The sequence below is a fragment of the Xanthomonas sp. NCPPB 3218 genome, assembly GCF_056725185.1.
The window spans coordinates 2,786,785-2,809,787 of the sequence record NZ_CM161516.1 but is presented as its reverse complement, the minus strand read 5'-3'; the positions used below and the strand labels follow the sequence as shown (position 1 = coordinate 2,809,787).

Annotated in this window: 18 protein-coding genes; 12 read left to right on the top strand and 6 right to left on the bottom strand. The window is 65.6% G+C overall.

Annotated features, from left to right (window positions below; genetic code table 11):
• The first annotated feature begins 7 nt into the window (after positions 1-7).
• The 3 genes from AC1PLS_RS11530 to AC1PLS_RS11520 all read left to right on the top strand — a co-directional run bounded on the left by AC1PLS_RS11530 (position 8) and on the right by AC1PLS_RS11520 (position 4,837).
• Complete coding sequence (locus AC1PLS_RS11530) at positions 8-1,915, top strand: polysaccharide biosynthesis protein (protein WP_024939212.1); 1,908 nt, start codon at positions 8-10, stop codon at positions 1,913-1,915.
• Positions 1,915-2,808: a UTP--glucose-1-phosphate uridylyltransferase GalU gene (gene galU / locus AC1PLS_RS11525; protein ID WP_016903544.1), complete on the top strand. Its 894-nt coding sequence runs from the start codon at positions 1,915-1,917 to the stop codon at positions 2,806-2,808. Before AC1PLS_RS11530 ends, galU begins: the two co-directional genes overlap by 1 nt.
• A 172-nt stretch (positions 2,809-2,980) precedes the next feature.
• A complete protein-coding gene (locus tag AC1PLS_RS11520) occupies positions 2,981-4,837 on the top strand; it encodes a monovalent cation:proton antiporter-2 (CPA2) family protein (protein WP_184431209.1) in 1,857 nt (618 codons plus the stop codon).
• A 127-nt stretch (positions 4,838-4,964) separates the two neighbouring features.
• Here AC1PLS_RS11520 and AC1PLS_RS11515 read toward each other — a convergent pair whose 3' ends face one another.
• Positions 4,965-5,285: a DUF1244 domain-containing protein gene (locus AC1PLS_RS11515; RefSeq protein ID WP_016903543.1), complete on the bottom strand. Its 321-nt coding sequence runs from the start codon at positions 5,283-5,285 to the stop codon at positions 4,965-4,967.
• Positions 5,286-5,334: 49 nt separating this feature from the next.
• Between AC1PLS_RS11515 and folD the strand changes: the two genes are divergently transcribed.
• From folD to guaA, 3 genes are all read left to right on the top strand, one after another.
• Positions 5,335-6,219 carry a bifunctional methylenetetrahydrofolate dehydrogenase/methenyltetrahydrofolate cyclohydrolase FolD gene (gene folD, locus AC1PLS_RS11510; RefSeq protein WP_054591959.1) on the top strand — a complete coding sequence of 295 codons (885 nt, stop codon included), beginning with the start codon at positions 5,335-5,337 and terminating at the stop codon, positions 6,217-6,219.
• A 90-nt stretch (positions 6,220-6,309) separates the two neighbouring features.
• Positions 6,310-7,767: an IMP dehydrogenase gene (guaB, locus tag AC1PLS_RS11505; protein WP_016903541.1), complete on the top strand. Its 1,458-nt coding sequence runs from the start codon at positions 6,310-6,312 to the stop codon at positions 7,765-7,767.
• Between the two features lie 130 nt (positions 7,768-7,897).
• Complete coding sequence (gene guaA / locus AC1PLS_RS11500; protein ID WP_024939209.1) at positions 7,898-9,463, top strand: glutamine-hydrolyzing GMP synthase; 1,566 nt, start codon at positions 7,898-7,900, stop codon at positions 9,461-9,463.
• 365 nt (positions 9,464-9,828) lie between these two features.
• Here guaA and AC1PLS_RS11495 read toward each other — a convergent pair whose 3' ends face one another.
• Positions 9,829-10,572 (bottom strand): SDR family NAD(P)-dependent oxidoreductase, encoded by a 744-nt coding sequence (locus AC1PLS_RS11495; RefSeq protein WP_184431207.1) that lies wholly within the window; start codon positions 10,570-10,572, stop codon positions 9,829-9,831.
• Positions 10,573-10,658: 86 nt separating this feature from the next.
• On the opposite strand from AC1PLS_RS11495, the gene AC1PLS_RS11490 reads away from it, so the two are divergent.
• Positions 10,659-11,222, top strand: a complete 564-nt coding sequence (locus AC1PLS_RS11490) for a TetR/AcrR family transcriptional regulator (RefSeq protein WP_024939198.1) — start codon at positions 10,659-10,661, stop codon at positions 11,220-11,222.
• 90 nt (positions 11,223-11,312) lie between these two features.
• On the opposite strand, the gene AC1PLS_RS11485 is transcribed toward AC1PLS_RS11490, so the two are convergent.
• From AC1PLS_RS11485 to AC1PLS_RS11470, 4 genes are all read right to left on the bottom strand, one after another.
• The gene (locus tag AC1PLS_RS11485; RefSeq protein WP_065031541.1) at positions 11,313-11,915 is read right to left on the bottom strand and encodes a DUF8082 domain-containing protein; all 603 of its coding nucleotides are present in this window, start codon (positions 11,913-11,915) and stop codon (positions 11,313-11,315) included.
• A gap of 44 nt (positions 11,916-11,959) precedes the next feature.
• Positions 11,960-13,087 (bottom strand): Cache 3/Cache 2 fusion domain-containing protein, encoded by a 1,128-nt coding sequence (locus AC1PLS_RS11480; protein WP_024939196.1) that lies wholly within the window; start codon positions 13,085-13,087, stop codon positions 11,960-11,962.
• A 413-nt stretch (positions 13,088-13,500) separates the two neighbouring features.
• Positions 13,501-14,142: a response regulator gene (locus AC1PLS_RS11475; RefSeq protein ID WP_024939195.1), complete on the bottom strand. Its 642-nt coding sequence runs from the start codon at positions 14,140-14,142 to the stop codon at positions 13,501-13,503.
• Positions 14,135-17,227, bottom strand: a complete 3,093-nt coding sequence (locus AC1PLS_RS11470; protein ID WP_184431205.1) for a sensor histidine kinase — start codon at positions 17,225-17,227, stop codon at positions 14,135-14,137. The genes AC1PLS_RS11475 and AC1PLS_RS11470 overlap by 8 nt, the downstream gene beginning before the upstream one ends.
• A 462-nt stretch (positions 17,228-17,689) precedes the next feature.
• Between AC1PLS_RS11470 and AC1PLS_RS11465 the strand changes: the two genes are divergently transcribed.
• The 5 genes from AC1PLS_RS11465 (at position 17,690) to AC1PLS_RS11445 (ending at position 22,919) form a co-directional block, all read left to right on the top strand.
• Positions 17,690-18,163 (top strand): helix-turn-helix transcriptional regulator, encoded by a 474-nt coding sequence (locus AC1PLS_RS11465; RefSeq protein WP_481103697.1) that lies wholly within the window; start codon positions 17,690-17,692, stop codon positions 18,161-18,163.
• Entirely contained in the window at positions 18,160-18,816 is a 657-nt protein-coding gene (locus AC1PLS_RS11460; RefSeq protein WP_184431201.1) for a hydrolase, read from the top strand. Before AC1PLS_RS11465 ends, AC1PLS_RS11460 begins: the two co-directional genes overlap by 4 nt.
• Complete coding sequence (locus AC1PLS_RS11455; protein WP_024939192.1) at positions 18,813-19,250, top strand: DoxX family protein; 438 nt, start codon at positions 18,813-18,815, stop codon at positions 19,248-19,250. The genes AC1PLS_RS11460 and AC1PLS_RS11455 overlap by 4 nt, the downstream gene beginning before the upstream one ends.
• A 113-nt stretch (positions 19,251-19,363) precedes the next feature.
• Positions 19,364-21,205 (top strand): amidohydrolase, encoded by a 1,842-nt coding sequence (locus tag AC1PLS_RS11450; RefSeq protein ID WP_184431199.1) that lies wholly within the window; start codon positions 19,364-19,366, stop codon positions 21,203-21,205.
• A gap of 85 nt (positions 21,206-21,290) precedes the next feature.
• Complete coding sequence (locus tag AC1PLS_RS11445) at positions 21,291-22,919, top strand: MFS transporter (protein ID WP_104542239.1); 1,629 nt, start codon at positions 21,291-21,293, stop codon at positions 22,917-22,919.
• The last annotated feature ends 84 nt before the right edge of the window (positions 22,920-23,003 follow it).

Here is a 23,003-nt window from a genome sequence, read left to right as displayed (position 1 = left end):
GACTTTTATGATTTCCTGGCGTGACCGTTTGACCAAGGCCCTGCCGCAAGCAGCGGTGGTGCTGCATGACCTGTTGATGGTGTGGGTGTGCTGGCAGTTGCTGCATGCAGGCCGCTACTCCATGCTGCGCGAGGCTCCCGATCTGCCGTTATGGGATTGGCGCACCGCGGTGGTCCTGGTCGCGCAAGGCCTGGTGTTCTGGAAGATGGGCCTGTATCGCGGGCTGTGGCGGTTCGCCTCGGTGCCGGACTTGTGGAACATCTTCAAGTCGAGTTTTCTCGGCCTGGTCGCGATCGTGCTGGCGCTGTCCTATGACCGCCTTGATGGTGTGCCGTTGTCGGTGCTGGTCGTCTATCCGTTCGCTCTGTCGGCGCTGCTGGGTACGCCGCGGCTGCTGTATCGGGCCTGGAAGGATTACCAGATCGCGCATTCCGGCGATGCCGCGCAGCGCGTCTTGATCCTTGGCGCGGGCCGTGCCGCCGAAGGTCTGGTCCGTGATCTGCGCCGCACCGGCGCATTCGTGCCGGTCGGCTATCTGGACGATGCCAACAATCTGCATGGCGCCAAGATCCAGGGCCTGAATGTGCTGGGCAACCTGGACCAGGCTGCAGCCATCGCCAAGGAGACGGCGGCCAAACTGCTGGTCATCGCGATCCCGTCGCTGGATGCCTCGGGCATGCAGCGCGTGGTGGCCATCTGCGAAAGTACCGGGCTGCCGTTCCGCATGGTGCCCAAGCTGATCAACGTGCTGGAAGGGCGCTCGTTACCCGGCGAGTTGAAGGAGGTCGCGATCGAGGACCTGCTCAACCGCAAGCCGGTTACCCCGGATTGGCGCCTGATTCGCGACTGGTTGACCAACAAGACGGTGATGGTGACCGGCGCGGGTGGTTCGATCGGGTCGGAAGTCTGCCGCCAGTGCGCCCGGCACGGTGCGCGCCGCATCGTGCTGCTGGAAATCGATGAGCTGGCGCTGCTGACCGTCGATTCGGACCTGCGTCGGTTGTTCCCCGATATCGAGGTGGTGCGTGTGCTTGGCGATTGTGGCGACCCGGCGGTGGTCGCGCATGCCTTGAACACCGCGCTGCCGGATGCCGTCTTTCATGCCGCCGCCTACAAGCAGGTGCCGCTGCTGGAAGAGCAGTTGCGCGAGGCGGTACGCAACAACGTGCTGGCCACCGAAAACGTGGCGCGCGCATGCCAGCGCGCACGCATCGAGACCTTCGTCTTCATCTCCACCGACAAGGCGGTCGAGCCGGTCAACGTGCTGGGCGCGAGCAAGCGCTATGCGGAGATGATCTGCCAGAGCCTGGACGCGCGCGATGCGCCAACGCGCTTCATCACCGTGCGTTTCGGCAACGTGCTGGATTCGGCCGGCAGCGTGGTGCCGTTGTTCCGCGAGCAGATCCGCCAGGGGGGCCCGGTCACGGTGACCCATCCGGATGTGACGCGTTACTTCATGACCATTCCGGAAGCCTGCCAGCTGGTGGTGCAGGCCGCGGCCTCTGCCTCGCATGGCGCGATCTATACATTGGACATGGGTGAGCCGGTGCCGATCCGCCTGCTCGCCGAGCAGATGATCCGTCTTGCCGGCAAGCAACCCGGCAAGGATGTGGCGATCCTCTATACCGGTCTGCGTCCGGGCGAGAAGCTGCACGAAACCCTGTTCTATTCCGACGAAGACTATCGCCCAACCGCGCATCCCAAGATTCTGGAAGCCGGTGTGCGCGAGTTCTCGCACGAGCAGGTGTTGCAGCTGGTGACGCGCTTGCGTGAGGCGGTTAACCGTTACGACATCAAGGCGATGGAGACTGTGCTGGGCAGTCTGATGCCGGATTTTGCGGCTGCTCGACGGAAAGTCGACGCGCGATCTGATACGGTCGTTCCATTCCCCGCACGTGAGGTCAGAAGACTTTAATGAGCAAGCGTATTCGCAAGGCCGTATTCCCCGTCGCAGGTCTTGGGACCCGCTTTCTTCCGGCAACCAAGACGGTGCCGAAGGAAATGCTGCCAATCATCGACAAACCTTTGATCCAGTACGCCGTCGACGAGGCCATCCAGGCCGGTTGCGACACGCTGATCTTCGTGACCAATCGCTACAAGCACTCGATCGCCGACTACTTCGACAAGGCCTACGAGCTGGAGCAAAAGCTCGAGCGCGCCGGCAAGCTCGAACAGCTGGAGCTGGTGCGGCATGCCTTGCCGGAAGGCGTGCGCGCCATTTTCGTGACGCAGGCCGAAGCGCTCGGCCTGGGGCACGCCGTGCTGTGCGCCAAGGCCGTGGTCGGTGACGAGCCGTTTGCGGTGTTGCTGCCGGACGATCTGATCTGGAACCGGGGTGCCGGTGCGCTGACCCAGATGGCCGATGTGGCCGAAGCCTCGGGCGGCAGCGTCATCGCCGTGGAGGATGTGCCGCACGACAAGACCGCCAGCTACGGCATCGTGGCCACCGATGCATTCGATGGTCGCAAGGGGCGCATCAACGCCATCGTCGAAAAGCCCAAGCCGGAAGTGGCACCGAGCAATCTAGCCGTGGTCGGCCGGTATGTGCTCAACCCGAAGATCTTCGAACTGCTCGAAGAGACCGGCGCCGGTGCCGGTGGCGAAATCCAGCTGACCGATGCGATTGCCGGACTGCTGCAGCAGGAAACCGTCGACGCCTACCGCTTCGAGGGCCGTCGTTTCGATTGCGGCGCGCATATCGGCCTGATCGAGGCCACCGTGCATTTCGCGCTTGAGCACGAGAAGCATGGCGGGCCGGCCAAGGAAATCCTGCGCACCGCATTGGCCGAGGCCGACGCGCGCGGCTGATTGCCTGGCCATCGCCTGCATCCACGAACGACGCCATCCGGCGTCGTTCGTCGTTTGGGGCCTCGCTGGGCGAGAACGCCGTACCGCTGGCTGATCGACACGTCAGGCGGCTTTGCTAGCGTGGCACGCTGGTGCAAGTCCGTGGTACGCGCCTGCGGCTAGAATCCTCGGCATGAGCCAGCCTGCCGAATCCAGCGAACTGATCAACGTGGTGGCCTTGCTGGGCGCTGCCGTGGTCGCCATCCCGCTGTTTCGACGTCTGGGCCTGGGTTCGGTACTGGGTTATCTGGCCGCGGGTCTGGCGATCGGTCCGTTCGGCCTGGGCCTATTCGATGACCCGCAGGCGATCCTGCACGTGGCCGAGTTGGGCGTGGTGATGTTCCTGTTCGTGATCGGGCTGGAAATGCGGCCGTCCCACCTGTGGAGCCTGCGCAAGGAGATCTTCGGCCTGGGGACGCTGCAGATCGCAGTGTGCGCGCTGGTGCTGACCGGCATCGGCCTGTTGCTCGGCTTCGCGCCGCCGGTGGCATTCGTGGCTGCATCCGGCTTCGTGCTGACCTCCACGGCGGTGGTGATGCAGTTGCTGGCAGAGCGGGGCGATGTCGCCTTGCCGCCGGGCCAGAAGATCGTGGCGATCCTGTTGTTCGAGGACCTGTTGATCGTGCCGCTGCTGGCGATCGTGGCCTGGATGGGCGCCAACGGCGACCCGCAGGCGGCGACGCAACGCTGGCAGGACATCGGCATCGGTCTGGCCTGCATCGTCGGCCTGGTGGTGGCGGGGCGCTGGCTGCTCAATCCCTTGTTCCGCATCCTGGCCGCGTCCAAGGCGCGCGAGGTGATGACGGCGGCGGCATTGCTGGTGGTGCTGGGCGCGGCGCTGTTGATGCAGGTCGGTGGGCTGTCGATGGCGATGGGCGCGTTTCTGGCCGGTGTGCTGCTGTCCGAATCCACCTTCCGGCATCAGATCGAGGCGGATATCGAGCCGTTCCGCGGCATCCTGCTGGGGCTGTTCTTCCTGGGCGTCGGCATGAGCCTGGACCTGCATGTGGTTGCGGCCGACTGGCGGCTGATCGTGGCCGGTGTGCTGGCCCTGATGCTCGGCAAGGGCGTGTGCATCTACGCGGTGGCGCGGCTGATGCGCAGCGACCATCGCCAGGCGCTGGATCGTGGCGTGCTGATGGCGCAGGGCGGCGAGTTCGCCTTCGTGCTGTTCGCGGCGGCATCGGCGTCCGGCGTCATCGACGCGCAGGTCAACGCCAGCCTGACGGCAATCGTGGTGTTGTCGATGGCGCTGACGCCGCTGTTCGTGCTGTTGCAGCGACGGCTGACGCCGGCCGCCCAGCCGTCGCTGGAAGGCGTGGAAGCCGTCAGTGGCCAGACCGGCAGCGTACTGATCATCGGGTTCGGGCGCTTCGGGCAGGTTGCCAGCCAGTCGCTGCTGGCGCGCGATGTGGATGTGACCATCATCGATAACGACATCGAGATGATCCAGAGCGCGGAACAGTTCGGCTTCAAGATCTACTACGGCGACGGCACCCGGCTCGATGTGCTGCATGCCTCCGGTGCGCACAGCGCACGCGCGATCGCGATATGCATCGACAACCGCGAGGCGGCCAATCGCATCGTCGAGCTGGCAACGCGCGAGTTCCCGCACGCCAGGTTGCTGGTGCGCTCGTTCGACCGTGAGCATTCATTGCAGTTGGTCGCTGCCGGGGTGGACTACCAGATTCGCGAGACCTTCGAGTCGGCGGTGGCGTTCGGGCAGGCGGCCCTGGTCGAGCTGGGCGTGGACGAGGACGAGGCGGTCACCATCGCGCGCGCGATCCGGCGTCGCGATGCCGAGCGGTTCGAACTGGAGATTGCAGCCGGCAATACGCGTGCCGGTGCGGTGGCAGGGCTGATGTACGGCAATCTCACGCCCACCGTGCCCAAGCCCACGCCGTTCACCCCGCCGCGGCGGGAGAGCCGCACGCTCAATCCCGATGCGGTACCGCAGGCCACTCAGCCCGAAGCCGTGACCCGCGACTGAGTCGTGTGTGGCTGGCGAGCACCGCAGCGGGTTCGGCGCTGGGATTGCCTCGGCTGGTCGAGAAAAAACCTGGGGTGATAGAGCGGCCGGCACCAAGCTGCCGGCCTGAGCTGACAAGTCGACCGGCTCAGCCGTGCCGGCGTTGAGCGGCCGCGAAGGCTTCCAGTTGCTCGGGCGTGGCGTCTTTCTGGTGCTGCTGTTTCCAGTCGGCAAACGGCATACCGTAGACCGCTTCGCGTGCCTGCTCCTTGCTCATCGGCTGGCCGTGCGCTTCGGCGGCTTCGCGGTACCAGTCGCCCAGGCAGTTGCGGCAGAAGCCGGCCAGGATCATCAGATCGATGTTCTGCACATCCGGGCGCTGCTGGTTGAGATGCTGCAACAGACGGCGAAATGCGGCCGCTTCGATGGACGTGGTGATGGAATCGGGTGTCGAGGTGGTGTCGGTCATGACGGAATCGGGGACAATAGACGGCCTTCGACTCTACACCTGACGCCCCATGACCGTTTCCGCGCCAGCTGCCTCTGCTCCGGCCCGCCTTCTCGATGGTCGCCGCATCGCCGAGGAACTGCTCGACGGGCTGAAGCTGCGCGTGGATGCGCGCCTGGCCGCCGGCAAGACGCGCCCCGGGCTGGCGGTGGTGCTGGTCGGCGGGGATCCGGCCTCGTCGGTGTATGTGCGCAACAAGCGGCGTGCCGCGGAAAAGGTTGGCATCGAGGCCTTCGATTACGACTTGCCGCAGGGCACCAGCGAGGCGGAGTTGGCGCGGCTGATCGACCAGCTCAATGCCGATTCCAAGATCCACGGCATCCTGATCCAGCTGCCGTTGCCGGGCATCCCCGATGCCAATCGCCTGATCCAGCGCATTGATCCGCGCAAGGACGTCGACGGCTTCCATCCGCAGAATGTCGGGCACCTGGCGCTGCGCGAGTTCGGCCTGCGTCCGTGCACGCCGCGCGGCATCGTGACCTTGCTGGGGCACACCGATCAGCCGGTGCGCGGCCGCAACGCGACCATCGTGGGCGTGAGCAATCACGTCGGCCGGCCGATGGGCCTGGAGCTGCTGATCGCCGGTTGCACGGTCACCAGCTGCCACAAGTTCACCCCGCCCGAGGTGCTGGAAGCCAGCGTTCGCAATGCCGACATCCTGGTGGTGGCGGTCGGTCGCCCGGGCCTGATTCCGGGCGAATGGGTCAAGCCGGGCGCAGTGGTGATCGATGTCGGCATCAATCGGCTGGACGACGGCCGCCTGGTCGGCGATGTCGGTTTCGACGCAGCGGTGCAACGTGCGGCCTGGATCACGCCGGTGCCGGGTGGAGTCGGGCCGATGACGGTCGCCACGCTGATGCAGAACACGCTGGAAGCGGCCGACGCGGCTGGCTGAGGCGCGTGTAACGCTGCATTGCAGTCGCGTTGTGTCTTCGTGAAGGCTTTCAGGGTAAAATGCCGCGCTTCCCCAAACTCGGGTCCGCCGATGCTCCGCATCCAGGCTGAAGCTCTCACCTACGACGACGTTTCCCTCGTCCCCGCTCATTCGATCGTCCTGCCCAAGGACGTCAGCCTGGAAACCCGGCTGACCCGCGATCTGCGCCTGAAACTGCCGATTCTCTCGGCCGCGATGGACACAGTGACCGAGCACCGCCTGGCGGTGGCCATGGCCCAGCTGGGCGGCATCGGCATCATCCACAAGAATCTGACCCCTGCGCAGCAGGCGGGCGAAGTTGCCCGGGTCAAGAAATTCGAATCCGGCGTCATCACCGAGCCGTTCACGGTGAGCCCGGACACGACCATCGGCGAGGTGCTCAAGCTGACCCGCGCGCGCAACATCTCCGGCGTGCCGGTGGTGGATGGCAGCGAACTGGTCGGCATCGTCACCAGCCGCGACATGCGCTTCGAGAAGAAGCTCGACGATCCGGTCCGCCACATCATGACCAAGAAGGATCGCCTGATCACCGTGCGCGAAGGCGCCAGTGACGAGGAAGTGCTGGAGCTGCTGCACCGCAACCGCATCGAAAAGATCCTGGTGGTCAACGACAGCTTCGAGCTGCGCGGCCTGATCACGGTCAAGGACATCCAGAAGAAGACCGACAACCCCAACGCGGCCAAGGACGGGTCCACGCGCCTGCTGGTCGGCGCGGCGGTCGGCGTGGGCGGCGACACCGAACAGCGCATCGAACTGCTGGCTGCGGCCGGCGTGGACGTGGTCATCGTCGATACCGCGCACGGCCACTCGCAGGGCGTGATCGATCGCGTCGCCTGGGTCAAGAAGGCGTATCCGCAGCTGCAGGTGATCGGCGGCAACATCGTCACCGGCGATGCCGCGCTGGCACTGATGGACGCCGGTGCCGATGCGGTCAAGGTCGGCGTGGGCCCAGGGTCGATCTGCACCACGCGCGTGGTCGCCGGTGTCGGCGTGCCGCAGATCACCGCGGTGGACATGGTCGCCGAGGCGCTGCAGGACCGTATTCCGCTGATCGCCGATGGCGGCATCCGCTACTCGGGCGACATCGGCAAGGCGCTGGTCGCCGGCGCCTCCACGGTGATGGTCGGCGGCCTGTTCGCCGGCACCGAGGAAGCCCCGGGCGAGGTCGAGCTGTTCCAGGGCCGCAGCTACAAGAGCTACCGCGGCATGGGCAGCCTGGGCGCGATGGAGAAGGGGTCCAAGGACCGCTATTTCCAGGATTCCAGCGATGCCGACAAGCTGGTGCCGGAAGGCATCGAAGGGCGCGTGCCGTATCGCGGCCCGGTCGGTGGCATCGTCCATCAGCTGATCGGCGGCCTGCGCGCCACGATGGGCTACGTGGGCTGCGCGACCATCGAGGAAATGCGCACCAAGCCGAAGTTCGTCACCATCACCGGTGCCGGCCAGCGCGAAAGCCATGTCCACGACGTGCAGATCACCAAGGAACCGCCGAATTACCGCATGGGCTAATGCCTCCACGCGGGATAGGGGATTCGGGATTGGGGATTGGTATTAGCCCGCCGCATCTCCTTCGGCAGGGCGCATCGCCGCCATCCCGCTGTTGCCAATCTCCAATCCCGAATTCCCAATCCCGGCGCCAATGACCAACATCCACAGCGACAAGATCCTCATCCTCGATTTCGGCGCGCAGTACACCCAGCTGATTGCGCGGCGCATCCGCGAGATCGGGGTGTATTGCGAGATCTGGGCCTGGGATCATGACCCGTCGGAGATCGCCGGTTTCGGCGCCAAGGGCATCATTCTGTCCGGTGGTCCGGAGTCGACCACCTTGCCGGGTGCGCCGGTCGCGCCGCAGGAAGTGTTCGACAGCGGCTTGCCGGTGTTCGGTATCTGCTACGGCATGCAGACGCTGGCTGCGCAGCTGGGTGGTGCGACCGAGGCGGCGGACCAGCGCGAATTCGGTCATGCCGAAGTCGATGTGGTGGCTGCCGATGCCTTGTTCGCAGGGCTGACCGATCACGCCGGCGCGTCGCGTCTCAATGTGTGGATGAGCCACGGCGACCACGTGTCGCAGGTGCCGCCGGGCTTCACCGTCACCGCGGTGACCGACCGCATCCCGGTGGCGGCGATGTCCAACGAGGACAAGCGCTGGTACGGCGTGCAGTTCCATCCCGAGGTCACCCACACGCTGCAGGGCCAGACCTTGCTGCGCCGCTTCGTGGTCGATGTCTGCGGCTGCCAGACGCTGTGGACGGCGGCCAACATCATCGACGACCAGATCGCGCGCGTGCGCGAGCAGGTGGGCGATGACGAAGTGATCCTGGGCCTGTCCGGCGGCGTCGATTCGTCGGTGGTCGCCGCGCTGCTGCACAAGGCGATCGGCGACAAGCTGACCTGCGTGTTCGTCGATACCGGCCTGCTGCGCTGGCAGGAAGGCGACCAGGTGATGGCGATGTTCGCCGAGCACATGGGCGTGAAGGTGATCCGCGTCAACGCGGCCGATCGTTACTTCGCCAAGCTCGAAGGCGTCAGCGACCCGGAAGCCAAGCGCAAGATCATCGGCAACCTGTTCGTGGATATCTTCGACGAGGAATCCAACAAGCTGGCCAATGCCAAGTGGCTGGCGCAGGGCACGATCTATCCGGACGTGATCGAGTCGGCCGGCAGCAAGACCGGCAAGGCGCACGTGATCAAGAGTCACCACAACGTCGGCGGCCTGCCCGAGCACATGAAGCTGGGCCTGGTCGAGCCGTTGCGCGAATTGTTCAAGGACGAAGTGCGCCGCCTCGGTGTCGAACTCGGCCTGCCGCGCACGATGGTGTACCGCCATCCGTTCCCGGGCCCGGGCCTGGGCGTGCGCATCCTGGGCGAAGTGAAGCGCGAGTACGCCGAATTGCTGGCCAAGGCCGATGCGATCTTCATCGACGAACTGCGCAAGGCCGATCTGTACGACAAGACCAGCCAGGCGTTTGCGGTGTTCCTGCCGGTCAAGTCGGTCGGTGTGGTCGGCGATGCACGCGCCTACGAATGGGTGATCGCACTGCGCGCAGTGGAGACCATCGACTTCATGACCGCGCACTGGGCGCACCTGCCGTACGATTTCCTCGGCACGGTGAGCAACCGCATCATCAACGAACTGCGCGGCGTCTCGCGCGTGGTCTACGACATCTCCGGCAAGCCGCCGGCGACGATCGAGTGGGAGTGACATCAGGTTTTCGGTGACTGTCGCCAGTCGTCGAAAAGATGAGGCAAGTATCGATGATGGTGAAATAGTCCGGGTGCGCATGCGCCCGGACCCCGCCGTTGGCGGGGGAGGGTGAGGCGTGCTGCACTCAGGTACGTTCGACCTTCGCGGATGATGGGATGCTGGCCTGCGCTCGTGCCGTTGCTGGATGCCAGGATCACCCTCTAGAAGCGCGGGCTGCATTACGCCTTTGCGTCAAACAAGACCGCAGCGGGATACCCTGCGCTCGACGAAGCGTTTCGACCAGAGCCGCAGTCATGCCTGCACGATCCGCACGGCTTCGACGCGCAATGATCGCCATGCACCGCACGCGCCTAGCCCAATGCCTAAACTGCAGCGACGCCACCGTCGACGAAAAGCTCATGGCCGGCGACAAAGCTGCTCTCGCTGGATGCCAGGAAGAGGACTGCCCGTGCTACCTCGTTCGGTTCGGCCAACCGCCCGAGCGGGACACTCTTGCTCAGCGCCTCTTCAACTTCGGGCTGCGAGTCGAGGTAGCTGCGTATCAGGCGCGTCTGCGTGCCACCAGGCGAGACGACGTTCACGCGGATGCCTCGCTCCTTGAGGTCAGTGGTCCAGCTTCGGGCAAACGAGCGCACCGCGGCCTTGCTGGCGTTGTAAAGAGACTGGCCTGGCAGACCCTTGCTGCCGGCGATGGAGCCGTTGAGGACGATAGCGCTGCCCGCAGTCATCAGCGGTAGCGCTTTTTGCACGGTGAACACCATGCCTTTCACATTGACGTCGAAGGTCGTGTCGAAATGCGTCGCGTCGATCGCGTCGAGGGGGACGACCTCGTAGATGCCCGCATTCGCGAACACGACATCGACCTTGTGGTGATCGCGTTGGATGCGTTCGTAAAGCCGCGCGACGTCGTCGGAATTGGTGACATCGCCTTGCACACCGACTGCTCCGTGGCCGATCTCCTTGACGGCCTCGGTAAGTGCGTCCTGCCGACGCCCGGTGATGTACACGTGCGCGCCTTCCATGGCGAACAGCTTCGCCGTTGCCAGGCCGATGCCGTCGCTGCCCCCCGTGATCACCACCACTTTGTCCTCGAAACGGTTCGTCATTTGCCAGCGCCTTTTTCAAATATGGAGGATTGCTCCACTTATGATATGGAGGTAACCTCCACTTGACAAGAGAGGGAGGAAAACGTGTGAGTGATGAACCTGCCCTTCGGGCTGACGCGCAGAAAAATCGGGAACTCATCCTTTCTGCAGCTGAAGCGCTCTTTCTGGAAAAAGGAGCTGGTGTCCCGCTCGAGGAAGTTGCCAGGCGCGCAGGTGTCGGCATCGGTACGCTGTATCGTCGCTTTCCCACGCGCGAGGCACTGTTAGCCGCGACCAGCAACGAGCGTTTCCTGTCGCTGGCGCAAGCCAGCCGTGCGCGCGACCGAGACCTTGCTCCAGGCGAGGCGGTACGCGCGTACCTGGAAGAACTTGCCAGGAACACGAGCATTTATCAGAGCCTTGCTGCTTCGATCGGGGCTGTTATCCAATGTGGGACGCCCGGCTGTCATGCGATCACCGCGGAAGGGCGACGGCTGCTTCAGCGCGGGCAGGACGCGGGTGCGATCCGTGGCGACGTCACGTATGAGGACTTCATTTGCGTGGTGACTGCCATCTCCCTTGCAGTCGAAAATGACCAATCATCGAAATCGCGTATCGGGCATTTCGTCGACTTGTTCTTGAATGGCATAAGCGTGAAAAGTCTGGATTAGCCAGCGATAATTCAGCTATCTCCGCACGAGTGGGCGCGAAAAAAAGCCGCGCAATGCGCGGTTTGATCCTGGATCCACTGCAGTTGCCTGTCAGCGCAGCTTGGCCAGCGCCACGCGCGCATCGGCCATGAACTTCTGTGTTTCCTGCGGCGTGGAGAGGTTGGCGCCCAGCTGATTGAGCACTTGTTCGATGTCGCTCGATGCGTCCCAGGCTTCGTCGCAGAGCATACCCGCGATCGGGCCGAGATAATTCAGCGCGACTTTTTCCAGTGCATCGCGGACGCGCTCGTCGGGTGGGGAGCCAGCGCCTGCAGGTGCTGCGTTCGGTGCGGCGAGCGGCGTTGCTGCGGCCTGTGCCTGGGCCGCTGCAACCGCCGCACCACCCAGATCCTGTTCGAAACCGCCCATCAACCATTGCCGCGAGTCGTCGCTCAGCAGCGAGGGCTTGCCCATGCCGGCGCCGGGGTCGGCCTGGAAGCGGGCCTTGGCCGCATTGACCATGGTGAGGCGTTGCACCGCCTCGTCATTGCGCAGCATGCGGAACACCACTTCTTCGATCTGCCCGGCGTTGAGGCGGATGATGCAGGAGTGGTTCTCCTCGGTGACGATGAACAGAAAGCCGGACGCCTTCTTCAGTGCCAGCGCCTTGAGCTCGCGCAGGACCTCGATCAGCGGACGGAATTCAGTGGACATGGCGTCTTCCTTGCATCATCTGGTACGGAGTGGGTGCGCGCAGCTCAGCGTTTGCTGAGCCGCTCCATGGCCAGCCGGACACTGTTGGACAGGCGGGAGATGGCGCGCGCCAGGGTACCAATTTCATCCTTGAGGTTGACCTCGTCGATGGTGTGGTTCCACTTGCCCAGGCTCAGCTCTTCGGCCACGGTGGTCAGGTGCTGGATCGGGCGCAACACGCGGCTCCAGATCAACGCCCACTGCAGGCCGAGCAACAGCGCGCACACCAGCAGGCCGATGCCGGCGATCCACAGCGACTGGCGCACGATCACGCCATTGACGTCGCTCTTGGGATAAGCCGACACCAGGGTGAAGCCCCAATCGGGCACTTCCTGCTTGGTGACGACCCAGTCGTTGGGCGTTTCCTTGACGATCCGCTCGATGGTGGCGGTGTCGGTGGTGGCACCGGTGGTGGACTGGAAGCGCAGCTTGTTCTTGCTGTCGAACACGGCGATGAAGCCGGAGTCGAGCACGCGACGGCTGCTGACCACGTTTTCCAGCGCCTGGGTGTCGGCCTTGTAGCCGACGTACCAGGCACCGATCACGCGCTTGTCGTTGCCGGCGAAGATCGGCTCGTAGCCGGTGACGTACGGATTGCCGAGGATGTCGACCACGCCGTAGAAGCTTTCGCCGTTGCGCAGCTTGGCGGCGGCCTGGCCGTTGGGATCGAGCACGGTGCCGATGGCGCGGCTGCCGTCGTCCTTCTTGACGTTGGTGGAGATGCGCACGAAGTCATCGCCGGTACGCGAGAACAGCGTGGCGGTGCCTTCGTGGATGGCGGTGACCTCGTCGAGCATGTCGAAGACGTTGGCCTGCGCCTTCTGGCCCAGCAGCAGGTCGTTGGCGCTGCGCTCGCCCACGCGCACTTCGTTGCCGACGCTGGCGGCGCCGTGTGCGTTGGCTTCCTTGCGCAGCTGGCGCATGGAGGAATTGACGCGATCGAGCATCATCGCGCGGGTGACCGAGAACAGGGTCTGCAAGGACACCGACTGGCGCTCGATCGCGTCGCCGGTCTCGAACTTGACCCGGTTCGCTTCGGTAATGGCCAGAATGACCGTCAGTGCCACCACCACGACCAGCACCAAGGCCAGCACCGGCAACAGCAGGCGCACCCGCAAAGAGTGACGAAGCATCGCAATTCCCCTGAACGCGTTTAGTGATTGGATCGAACGCCGTCGCAGCCCCCCGGCAGCGGTCGGACCTAGCCGTTATCGGCTGTTGCGCATGATGCTGAAGCGGCCCCCACGCCGCTGGCGGTGCATACGATAGCTCAAGCCGATCGATTTGACAGTGCGCGTCGATCGCATCGTGCGCCTTGCGTTCAAGAATGGTGGACCGGGTTACAGAGTTCGGGCTGGCGGGCGCGGTGGGCGGCAAGATCGGCTAGCCCTCCAGGGGCGATCCATCGCGGCGCCGTCGGTGAGCCGGCCGATGCGCGCGGTGGCGTCTTTGTGTCACGCCTGCCGTTGCCGCGCTACCGCGATGACCGGATACAGCGGTGTTTGAAGAGCGACCTACGCTTGCGATCTGCCTGGTCGCAGGCGGCTCAGGTTTCCAGCGACAGGATTCCCCGGCGCAGGGCAACGGTGACCGCATGGGTGCGATCGCGCACGCCGAGCTTGGCCAGGATGTTCTTCATATGCGCCTTGACCGTCTCTTCGGAAATGCTCAAGGCATTGCCGATCTGCTTGTTGGAGCATCCGGTGGCCACCAGGCTCAGTACCTCCGTCTCGCGGGCGGATAGCGCGTCGTCGAGCACGTGGGCGGCGATGTTTTCGGCCACCGACGCCGGAACATGCCGCCGCTGGCCGCGGCGCACGTCGCGAATGGTGTCGACCAGCTCGCGGCGCAGCGCGCTCTTGAGCAGATAGCCGCAGGCGCCGGCCTGCAGTGCGCGCACCGCACGCACATCGCCCGTATAGGTGGTCAACACGATGACCTTGGCGGCGGGGTCGACACGGCGGATGCGCTGGATGGCTTCGACGCCATCCACGCGCGGCATCTGCAGATCCATCAGCACCACGTCCGGGCGCAGGCTGGCGTAGCAGGCCACGGCCTGTTCGCCGTCTTCGGCTTCGCCGACCACACGCATGTCGTGTTCGGCGGCGAGCATGGCACTGAGACCGTCGCGCAGCAGCGGATGATCGTCTACCACCAGCACGTCGGTCGGTTTGACCATCTCAGCCATTGGAGCTCTCCGTGGATCGTGCAGGTCGAAATCGCCACCACCAGCGCGGTGGCGTCGCATAGGCGGTACGGGCCGGAAGCGTGATCTGGATTGCGGTGCCGCTGCCTGGACGCGACCACAACTGCATCTTGGCGCCGATGCGTTTGGCGCGTTCCTGCATGCCGGTCAGCCCCCAGTGGCCGGTGCGTGCATGCCCATGCAGCACGTCCGGATCCAGGCCGCAGCCATCGTCGCGGATGCGCAGCACGAAGTCACGTGAACCGTAACGCAGTTCCAGCGCGATGCGCGCGGCGCCTGCATGGCGATCGGCATTGGCCAATGCTTCGCGGCCAAGCTGGAACACTTCGTCGGCCACCATCGGACGCAGCGCCACCGGGCGTCCTTCGACCGACACCTGCAGTTCGGCAGACGGCGGTGGCATGGTGGCCTCGCGTGCGCGCTGCAGTGCGGCGGCCAGATCCTGGCGCAGCGAATAACTGTCGCGCAGGCCGTTGACGCGGTCGCGGCCTTCGACCAGCGCATTCTCGGCCAGGTCGACCGCCTGTTCGAGCTCCAGCCGCCGCGGGTCGTCCTGCGGCAACGAGCGGCTGGCGGCATGCAGCCGCAGGATCAGGCCCTGCGTGCCCTGCAACAAGGTGTCGTGCAACTCGCGCGCGATGCGTTCGCGTTCGCGGTAGCGCTCTTCCAGGCGTGCACGCAGGCGTCCGGCAATACGCCGGGTGCGCATGCGCCACAGCATCGCAAGCGTCAGCAGCAGGGCGAGCGCAACGCACACCTTGGATTGCCAGGTTTGCACGAAGGCCGCTTCGATGACGAAATCCAGCGTGTCGCCGCGCGCGTTCCACACGCCATCGTTGTTGGCGGCGGCAATGCGGAAGCGGTAACGGCCGGGCGCGAGGTTGGTATAGAACGCCTCGTTACGGTTGCCGGCGTCCTGCCATTGCGCGTCCACGCCCTCCAGCCGGTAGCGGAAGCGCACGCGTTCGGGCCGGGTCAGGCTCACAGCGTCGTAGCCGATGCGCAGGCGGTGCGTCCACTTGGGCAGGCGCAGCCCGGCGGTGCGCGGGTAGGGACGGTCGTCGGCGACCACGTCGGTGATGAAGACCTCCGGCGCGGTGGGGTTGCGGTAGGTCTGTTCCGGGTCCAGCCAGGCCAGGCCCTGGTTGGTGGTGAACCACAACAGGCCGTCGTCGGCGGCGATGGCCGTGGGGACCGGTGTGGCCTGCTGGGCGACACCGGGCAACCCGTCCATGATGTCGTACAGGCGCAGCGCCGGGCTGACCACGCCCGATTGCACGCTCTGTAGCAACGCACGTTGAGCGATCTGCACCACGCCGCGGTTGCCGTTCAACCACAGCGTGCCGTGCCGGTCCTGCACGATGCCGGTGATGCCCTGCAGGAGCGGATTGGTCTGATCGGCCACTTGCCGGAACCGGCCGTCGGCGCCCAGCGCTGCCAGCCCGGTTTCGCCGGCGACCAGCGTGAGCGACGGGCCTTGCCAGATGGCGGTGATCGGCCCCACCGACAGGCCATCTTCTGCGCTGTAGCGCGTCACCTGCCGGCCCTGCAGCAGGCGCGCATCGCCCTTGGTGGTGCCCACCCACAGGCCGCCATCGCGCGTATTGGCGAGCACCGTGCACGGGCTATCCTGCAGATCGGGCAGCGGCTGCCAGACGTTGCCGTCGAAAGCGTAGGGGCCGCCGGCATCCGGGCAGATCCGGGGATGGTTGCGGTTGTCCACGACGAAGGCGCGGATGGCGCCGGTCGCCAGGCCGAGCGGCAGCGCCACCGGTTGCACGCGGCCGACCTGCAGACGTAGCAAGGCGTGCTCGCCAAGCACCCAGCCATTGGCGGTCGCCGGCACATCCAGGATGTGGTGGGACGCACCACGCTGCAAACCTTCCACGCGATCGCGGCTCAAGGCCAGCAGCCGGCCATCGCGCAGGCTGGCCAGGAGCGGGCGTGCGGCGGTGCCCGGGGCGGGACTGAAGGTCGCCACGGCCATCGCCTGGCCCGGCAGCAAGGACGCCAACGGCAGCAACGCGCGATGTCGGAACCGGTTGAGGCCCAGATTGGTGCCGGCCCACAGATTGCCTTCGCGGTCCTCGAGCAAGGGGCCGGCAGTGGCCGAGGTCAGGCCTTGTACGGTTCCGAAGCGTTCCAGCACCGGCGTGGGCGATGTGGGCAGGGCGATCCGGAACAGGCCATGCGCCGCGTAGTCGCTGCCCCATAGCGCGCCATCGCGCATGAACCGGATGCGCCGCGCGAACAGCCCGGGAAATTGCAGCCGGGCACGGGCCGTGGCGGGCAGCACGTGGCCCTGCGCATCGGTCAACGCAAACACGCCGCGGTACGGGTCTGCGACCCAGATCGCTCCGCCCGGACTTTCGGCCATGGTGACGTAGAGACCCACCTGCTGGCCGCTGGGTTCGAAGCGTTTGGCGCCGGGCCGCAACGACAGAATCTGGGTACCGTCGCTGACCCAGAGCGTGCCGCGCACATCGCGCAGCAGCCAATGCGCGCGCTCGGCGGTGTAGCCCCAGTCGGCGCCTGCACGCTGCCAGCGTTGCCCGTCGAACCAGCACAAACCGCCATCGATGGCGGCCCACCAGCGCCCACTGCCGTCGTGCTCAATGCGGAACACCATGCCGGCGGGCACGTCCTTGCCCGGGCTGAAGTGCGTCAGGTGACCGTCGGCAACGCGATCGATGCCGGCGTTGAAGTAGCCGATCCAGGCGGTATCGTCCGGCGCCAGCGCAAGCGTGGTCATGTTGTGCGATGCATAGGCCTCGCCATCCGGCGCCGCCTGCCGCGCGAAACGGTCGCCATCGAACTGAAACAGGCCAAATCCGGTCGCCAGCCACAATGGCCCGGCCTCGGCTTGCTGGATATCCCAGATATCGGCCGGTGCGCCGCGCTCGGTGCTCCAGGCGGTGTGGTGGAATTGCAGCAGCCCCGCACGCGTTGCGGCGATGCCTTGGGCGTACACGGGATTGCACGGCCACCCGCAACTGCACATCACAACGATCACCGCCGCGCACAGGCGCCAGAGCAGGTGGAATCGGATGGGGGGCTCGCGCGGCATTGCAGCATTGTCGGGCGAGATCGGGGCCAAGCACCACCACCTCTTTCGGGGGAGGCAGGTCGGGCAGGAAATCGGCTACGCATGGACCGGCATGTTGCGTGGGATGCGTGCGTGTCGCTGCGATGCAGTGTGCGCCGAGCTGGATGCCACCGGTTGGCTGCAGCAGTGATGACGCCGCCTCGTAGCGTGCCAGTCGTGCGCTGGCGTCCGCTTGGTTTGCGTGTGGTGCGGGTGTCGGCTTGGACACTGCAAAGCGCGACAGAAACAACGGCGCGGTATCGCCGCTGCATCGGCGTGCATGCGCGGTGCATGCCATGGCGATGCACCCATGCGATCCCATGCGTGCTTGTGGCAGCACGCGTGTCGCTCACCCGAAAGAGTGAGCGATCGGCCTCACCATCAGGGGTGGGGCGATCGGCAGGTTCGCCCCACCATGGCGGCATTCCCCGCCGGAGACGCCACATGGCACGTCTGACTGCCGCCGGTCGCCTCGATCTGCATGCAGGCAACACCAACGCACTGTACGCCCCGCGCGCACGTGCCGTGGCCAGAGCGCTGCAGTACATCGACACGCATCTGTATGAGCCCATCGGCGTCACGCAACTGGCCGGCGCCGCCTGCATGAGCCGCTTCCATTTTGCGCGCGTGTTTCGCGATGCGCTGGGCGCCAGCCCGATGGAGTATCTGCGTCGTCGTCGCCTCGAACGCGCCCAGGCCATGCTGCGCGAAGGCGGCCACACCATCAGCCAGATCGCCACCGATCTGTGCTTCTTCGATCAAAGCCATTTCGTCCGCAGCTTCCGCAACGCCACCGGCTGCACGCCGGCGCGCTTTGCCGCGCAAGTGGCGAACGATCCCTGCGCCGCGCGTGCCCAGCCGCGTGCGCATCGGCACAGCGACGGTTCTTTTTCATCCTCCCTGGAGCATCACGCATGACCACCGCCACCGCCGTCCCCGGTAAGTCCCTGTTGTCGCCCGGTGATCACGCGCTGATCCTGATCGACCATCAATCGCAGATGGCGTTCGCCACGCATACCATCGACATCTCGGCGCTGCGCAACAACGTGTCGCTGATTGCCAAGGGCGCCAAAGGCTTCAAGGTGCCGGTGATCTTGACCACCGTTGCAGAGAAGTCGTTCTCCGGCCCACTGTTTCCCGAGCTGCCGGAGATCTTTGCCGGCGAACTGGTGTTCGATCGCACCAGCATGAATGCCTGGGAAGACCAGGGTGTGATCGATCGCGTCAACGCCATCGGCAAGCAGCGTCTGGTGATTGCCGGGCTGTGGACCAGCGTCTGCATCGTCGGCCCGACGCTGTCGGCGGTCGAGCAGGGGTTCGAGGTCTACGTCATCACCGATGCCTGCGGCGATGTCAGCGACGAAGCGCACGAGCGCGCGGTGACGCGGATGGTGCAGGCCGGCGCCGCCCCCATCACCAGCGTGCAGTACCTGCTGGAACTGCAGCGCGACTGGGCACGCAGCGACACCTACGACCTCACCACCGGCATCGCGCGTGCGCATGCGGGCGGCTACGGCATCGGCATTCAGTACGCCAAAACCATGTTCGGCGCGCAGGAAGGCGGGCATTGAACGCATCGGCACCACGTGGCAACGCCGGCCTTGCAGCGGCATTGCTGATGCTGCGCATTGCCGGCGGCGGTTTCCTGTTGCCGCATGGCCTGGGCAAGTTGCTGGGATGGTTTGGTGGGCCGGGGCTGGCTGGATTTGCCGCTGAATTACAGCAATTCGGCTTTCCGTCTGCGCAACCGTTGCCGTTGCTGCTGGCCTTGGTGCAGACGCTCTCGGGGCTGGCGGTGTTACTGGGTCTGTGGACGCGCGTCAGTGCTGCACTGGCGGCGGTGTTCATCGCCACCACCGTCGTGGTGGCCGTGCCCAAGGGCTGGTTCTGGATGCACGGCGGGATGGAATACCCGCTGATGTGGCTGCTGGTGTTGCTGGGGCTGGTTGCCGCTGGCGGTGGCGCATGGTCGCTGGATGGGCTGCGCAGGCGTGGTGCGGCATGAGCGGCGTACCGAATGATCACCATGCCGGGCGGCGCTTGTGGATGCAGGCCGCCGCCGCCGGTCTTGCGTTGGGCGCCTTGCCCGGCGCCTGGTCTGCTTCAAGGAAGTCTCCGATGGTCGATCTTGTCGTTCGCAACGCACGCATCACTACCCTCGATCCACGTCAGCCCAGCGCCACCGCCATTGCAGTGACCGATGGACGCATCGTTGCGGTGGGCGACGATGCGCAGATCATGGCGCTGGCAGCTGGCGCCCGCAGCATCGATGCGCAAGGCCGACGCCTGTTGCCCGGCCTCAATGACAGCCACACCCATCTGATTCGCGGCGGGCTCAACTACAACCTGGAGCTGCGCTGGGATGGCGTGCGCTCGCTTGCCGATGCGATGGCGATGTTGAAGGCGCAGGTCGACCGCACCCCAGCGCCGCAATGGGTGCGTGTGGTCGGCGGATTCACCGCGCATCAGTTCGTCGAAAAACGCTTGCCGACCCTGGACGAGATCAATGCCATCGCACCGGATACACCGGTATTTTTGCTTCATCTGTACGACCGCGCCCTGCTGAACCGCGCGGCCTTGCGCGCCTGTGGCTACGACAAGGCCACTGCCGATCCGCCCGGCGGGCGCATCGAGCGCGACAAGCTGGGTAATCCCACAGGCTTGCTGCTGGCCAAGCCCAATGCCCTGATTCTCTACACCAGCCTGGCCAAGGGCCCGCGACTGCCGTTGGAGTATCAGGCCAATTCCACACGCCATTTCATGCGCGAACTCAACCGGCTGGGGATCACCTCGGTGATCGATGCCGGCGGCGGTTTCCAGAATTATCCGGAGGACTACCAAGTCATCGAACAGTTGCACGCGGCCGACCAGTTGAGCGTGCGCATCGCCTACAACCTGTTCACCCAGAACAAGGGCAAGGAAGTCGACGACTTCCGCGGCTGGACCGAGATGCTGCCGGTGCGCAAGGGCGACGATCTGCTGCGGCACAACGGCGCCGGCGAAATGCTGGTGTTTTCGGCGGCGGATTTCGAACAGTTCAGCGAGCCGCGCCCGGAGCTGCCGCCGGAACTGGAGCCCGAGCTGGAGCAGGTGGTGCGGTTGCTGGTCGAAAAGCGTTGGCCATTCCGTATCCATGCCACCTACGACGAAAGCATCGGACGCATTCTCGATGTGTACGAAAAGGTCAATGCCGACATTCCGTTCGATGGCCTGCATTGGTTCGTCGATCACGCCGAAACCATCACGCCACGCAATATCGACCGCATTCGCGCCTTGAGCGGCGGCATCGCCGTGCAGCACCGCATGGCGTATCAGGGCGAAGCGTTTGTCGAGCGCTACGGCGTACAGGCTGCGCGGCACACGCCACCGGTGCGTCGCATGTTAGCCGCCGGCGTGCCGGTGGGCGCCGGCACCGATGCGACGCGCGTGGCCAGTTACAACCCGTGGGTGGCGCTGTCGTGGCTGGTCACCGGACGCACGGTGGGCGGTCTGGCGTTGTACGGCGAAGAGAACCTGCTCGACCGTGAGCAGGCGTTGCGGCTGTGGACGCAGGGCAGCGCGTGGTTCTCCGGCGATGAGGGCCACAAGGGCACGCTGGCGGCGGGGCAACTGGCCGATTTCATCGTGTTGTCCGACGATTACTTCCGCGTCGACGATGCCGCCATTGCCGACATCACCAGCGTGCTGACCGTGCTGGGTGGGCGCGTCGTCCATGGCGACGGCGACTTCGCCGCACTGGCGCCCACCTTGCCGCCGGCGATGCCGGACTGGTCGCCGGTCAACCGGTTCGGCGGCTATCACGTGGGCGGTACGGTCAGCGGGCTTGCCAGTGCCACGCACACGCATGGCCATGGCTGTCGCGCGCACGGGCCGCATGGTCATGCAGCGCAGCATGCTGCGCCCAGCGATGATCTGCGCGGCTTCTGGGGCGCATTGGGTTGCGCGTGTTTCGCGTTCTGAGATCGGCACCACAGCGATGCGCCTGCCGGCGCATCCAGGCCCGTCACCTTGTTTGTCTCAACCCGTCCACTGGAGCCTTGCCGCGATGACTTCTTCTGCCGCACCCGCCGATAGCGGTGCCTGGGCGCCGCTGCGCGAGCCGATCTTTCGTGCCTTATGGCTGGCCATCTTAGGCAGCAACATCGGCACCTGGATCAACGATGTCGCCGCGTCCTGGGTGATGGCCGAACAGACGGGCTCGCCGTTGATGGTCGCGGCGGTGCAGTCGGCCACCACCTTGCCGGTGGTGTTGTTCGCACTGGTGGCCGGCACGCTGGCCGACATCGTCGACCGCCGCCGCTACTTGATGCTCACCCAGGGCTGGATGTTGCTGGTGGCCGCAGCCTTGGCCTTGCTATCGCATCTGCAGTTGCTAACCCCGTGGGTACTGGTGGCATTGACCTTTGCAATGGGCATGGGCGCGGCAATGGCGATGCCTGCGCAGGCGGCAATCGTGTCGGAGCTGGTGCCGCGGCCGATGCTGGCCTCGGCGGTAGCGCTCAATTCGATCGGCATGAACATCGCCCGCTCGATCGGCCCAGCGGTTGGCGGTTTGATCGTGGCGCAATTCGGGCCGCCGTGGGCATTTTTGCTCAATGGCGTGACCTTCGGGCTGATGCTGCTGGTGTTGTGGCGTTGGCGTCGCGATGCGCATGTCTCTGCATTGCCGCCGGAGAGCTTCGGCGCGGGCCTGCGTGCCGGTCTGCGCTACGCCGCACGCGCCGGGCGCTTGCAGGCGGTGCTGATCAAGGCCGCCGGGTTCTTCCTGTTCGCCAGCGCGTTGACCGCATTGCTGCCGTTGGTGGTCCGTCGCGACATGCAGTTGGGTGCCGGCAGTTATGGCGTGTTGCTGGGCTGCATCGGCATCGGTGCGATCAGTGGCGCGCTGCTGTTGCCACGCCTGCGTGCGCGCTACGACCGCGACCTACTGGTGTTCGTGGCCACCATCGTGTGCGCAGCCTCATTGCTGGGGCTGGCATTGTCGCGTCAGATCGGAGTGCTGTGCGTGGTGATGGTGGTCAACGGCCTGGCCTGGATCACCGTGCTGTCGTCCTTGCAGATCGCCGCGCAAACGGCGGTGCCTGCCTGGGTGCGCGCACGCGCATTGTCGCTGTACATCGTGGTGTTTTCTGCGGGTATGGCGGCCGGCTCGCTGGTCTGGGGCGCGTTGGCGCAACGCACCTCGATCGCGACAGCCCTGCAGATTGCCGCCGTTGGCGCGGTGATCGCGGCGCTGCTGGTCAAGCGCGCGCGCATTGCCGGCACCGAACAGCTGGACCTCGCCCCTGGCGGACATTGGCCTGTGCCGGCGCAATCGGATGCGGTCGAACACGATCGCGGCCCGGTGCTGGTGACGGTCGAATACCGCATCGCTGCCGATGCGCGCGTAACTTTCCTGCAGCTGATGACGCAACTGGGCAACGCGCGGCGTCGTGATGGTGCGGTGGTCTGGGGTATCGCCGAAGACGCGGCAACACCCGGCGTGCAACTGGAATACTTCATCGTCGCCTCGTGGCTGGAACATCTGCGTCAGCACGAGCGCGTCACCGGCGACGACCGCCAGCTGCAGGAGCAGATCCGCGCCCTGCATCAAGGCGAGCGCGCGCCGGTGGTCCGCCACTTCGTCGGTGGCGGCGGTGTGGCGGTGCCGCCGCACGCGCATGCCGATATCTGAGAACTTCATCAGCACGACGCTCCCGATCGGCCCGGCGCTGAAATCGATGTCGCTTTCTGCTGCCAGGTTGGCCGCGCCTGCCGT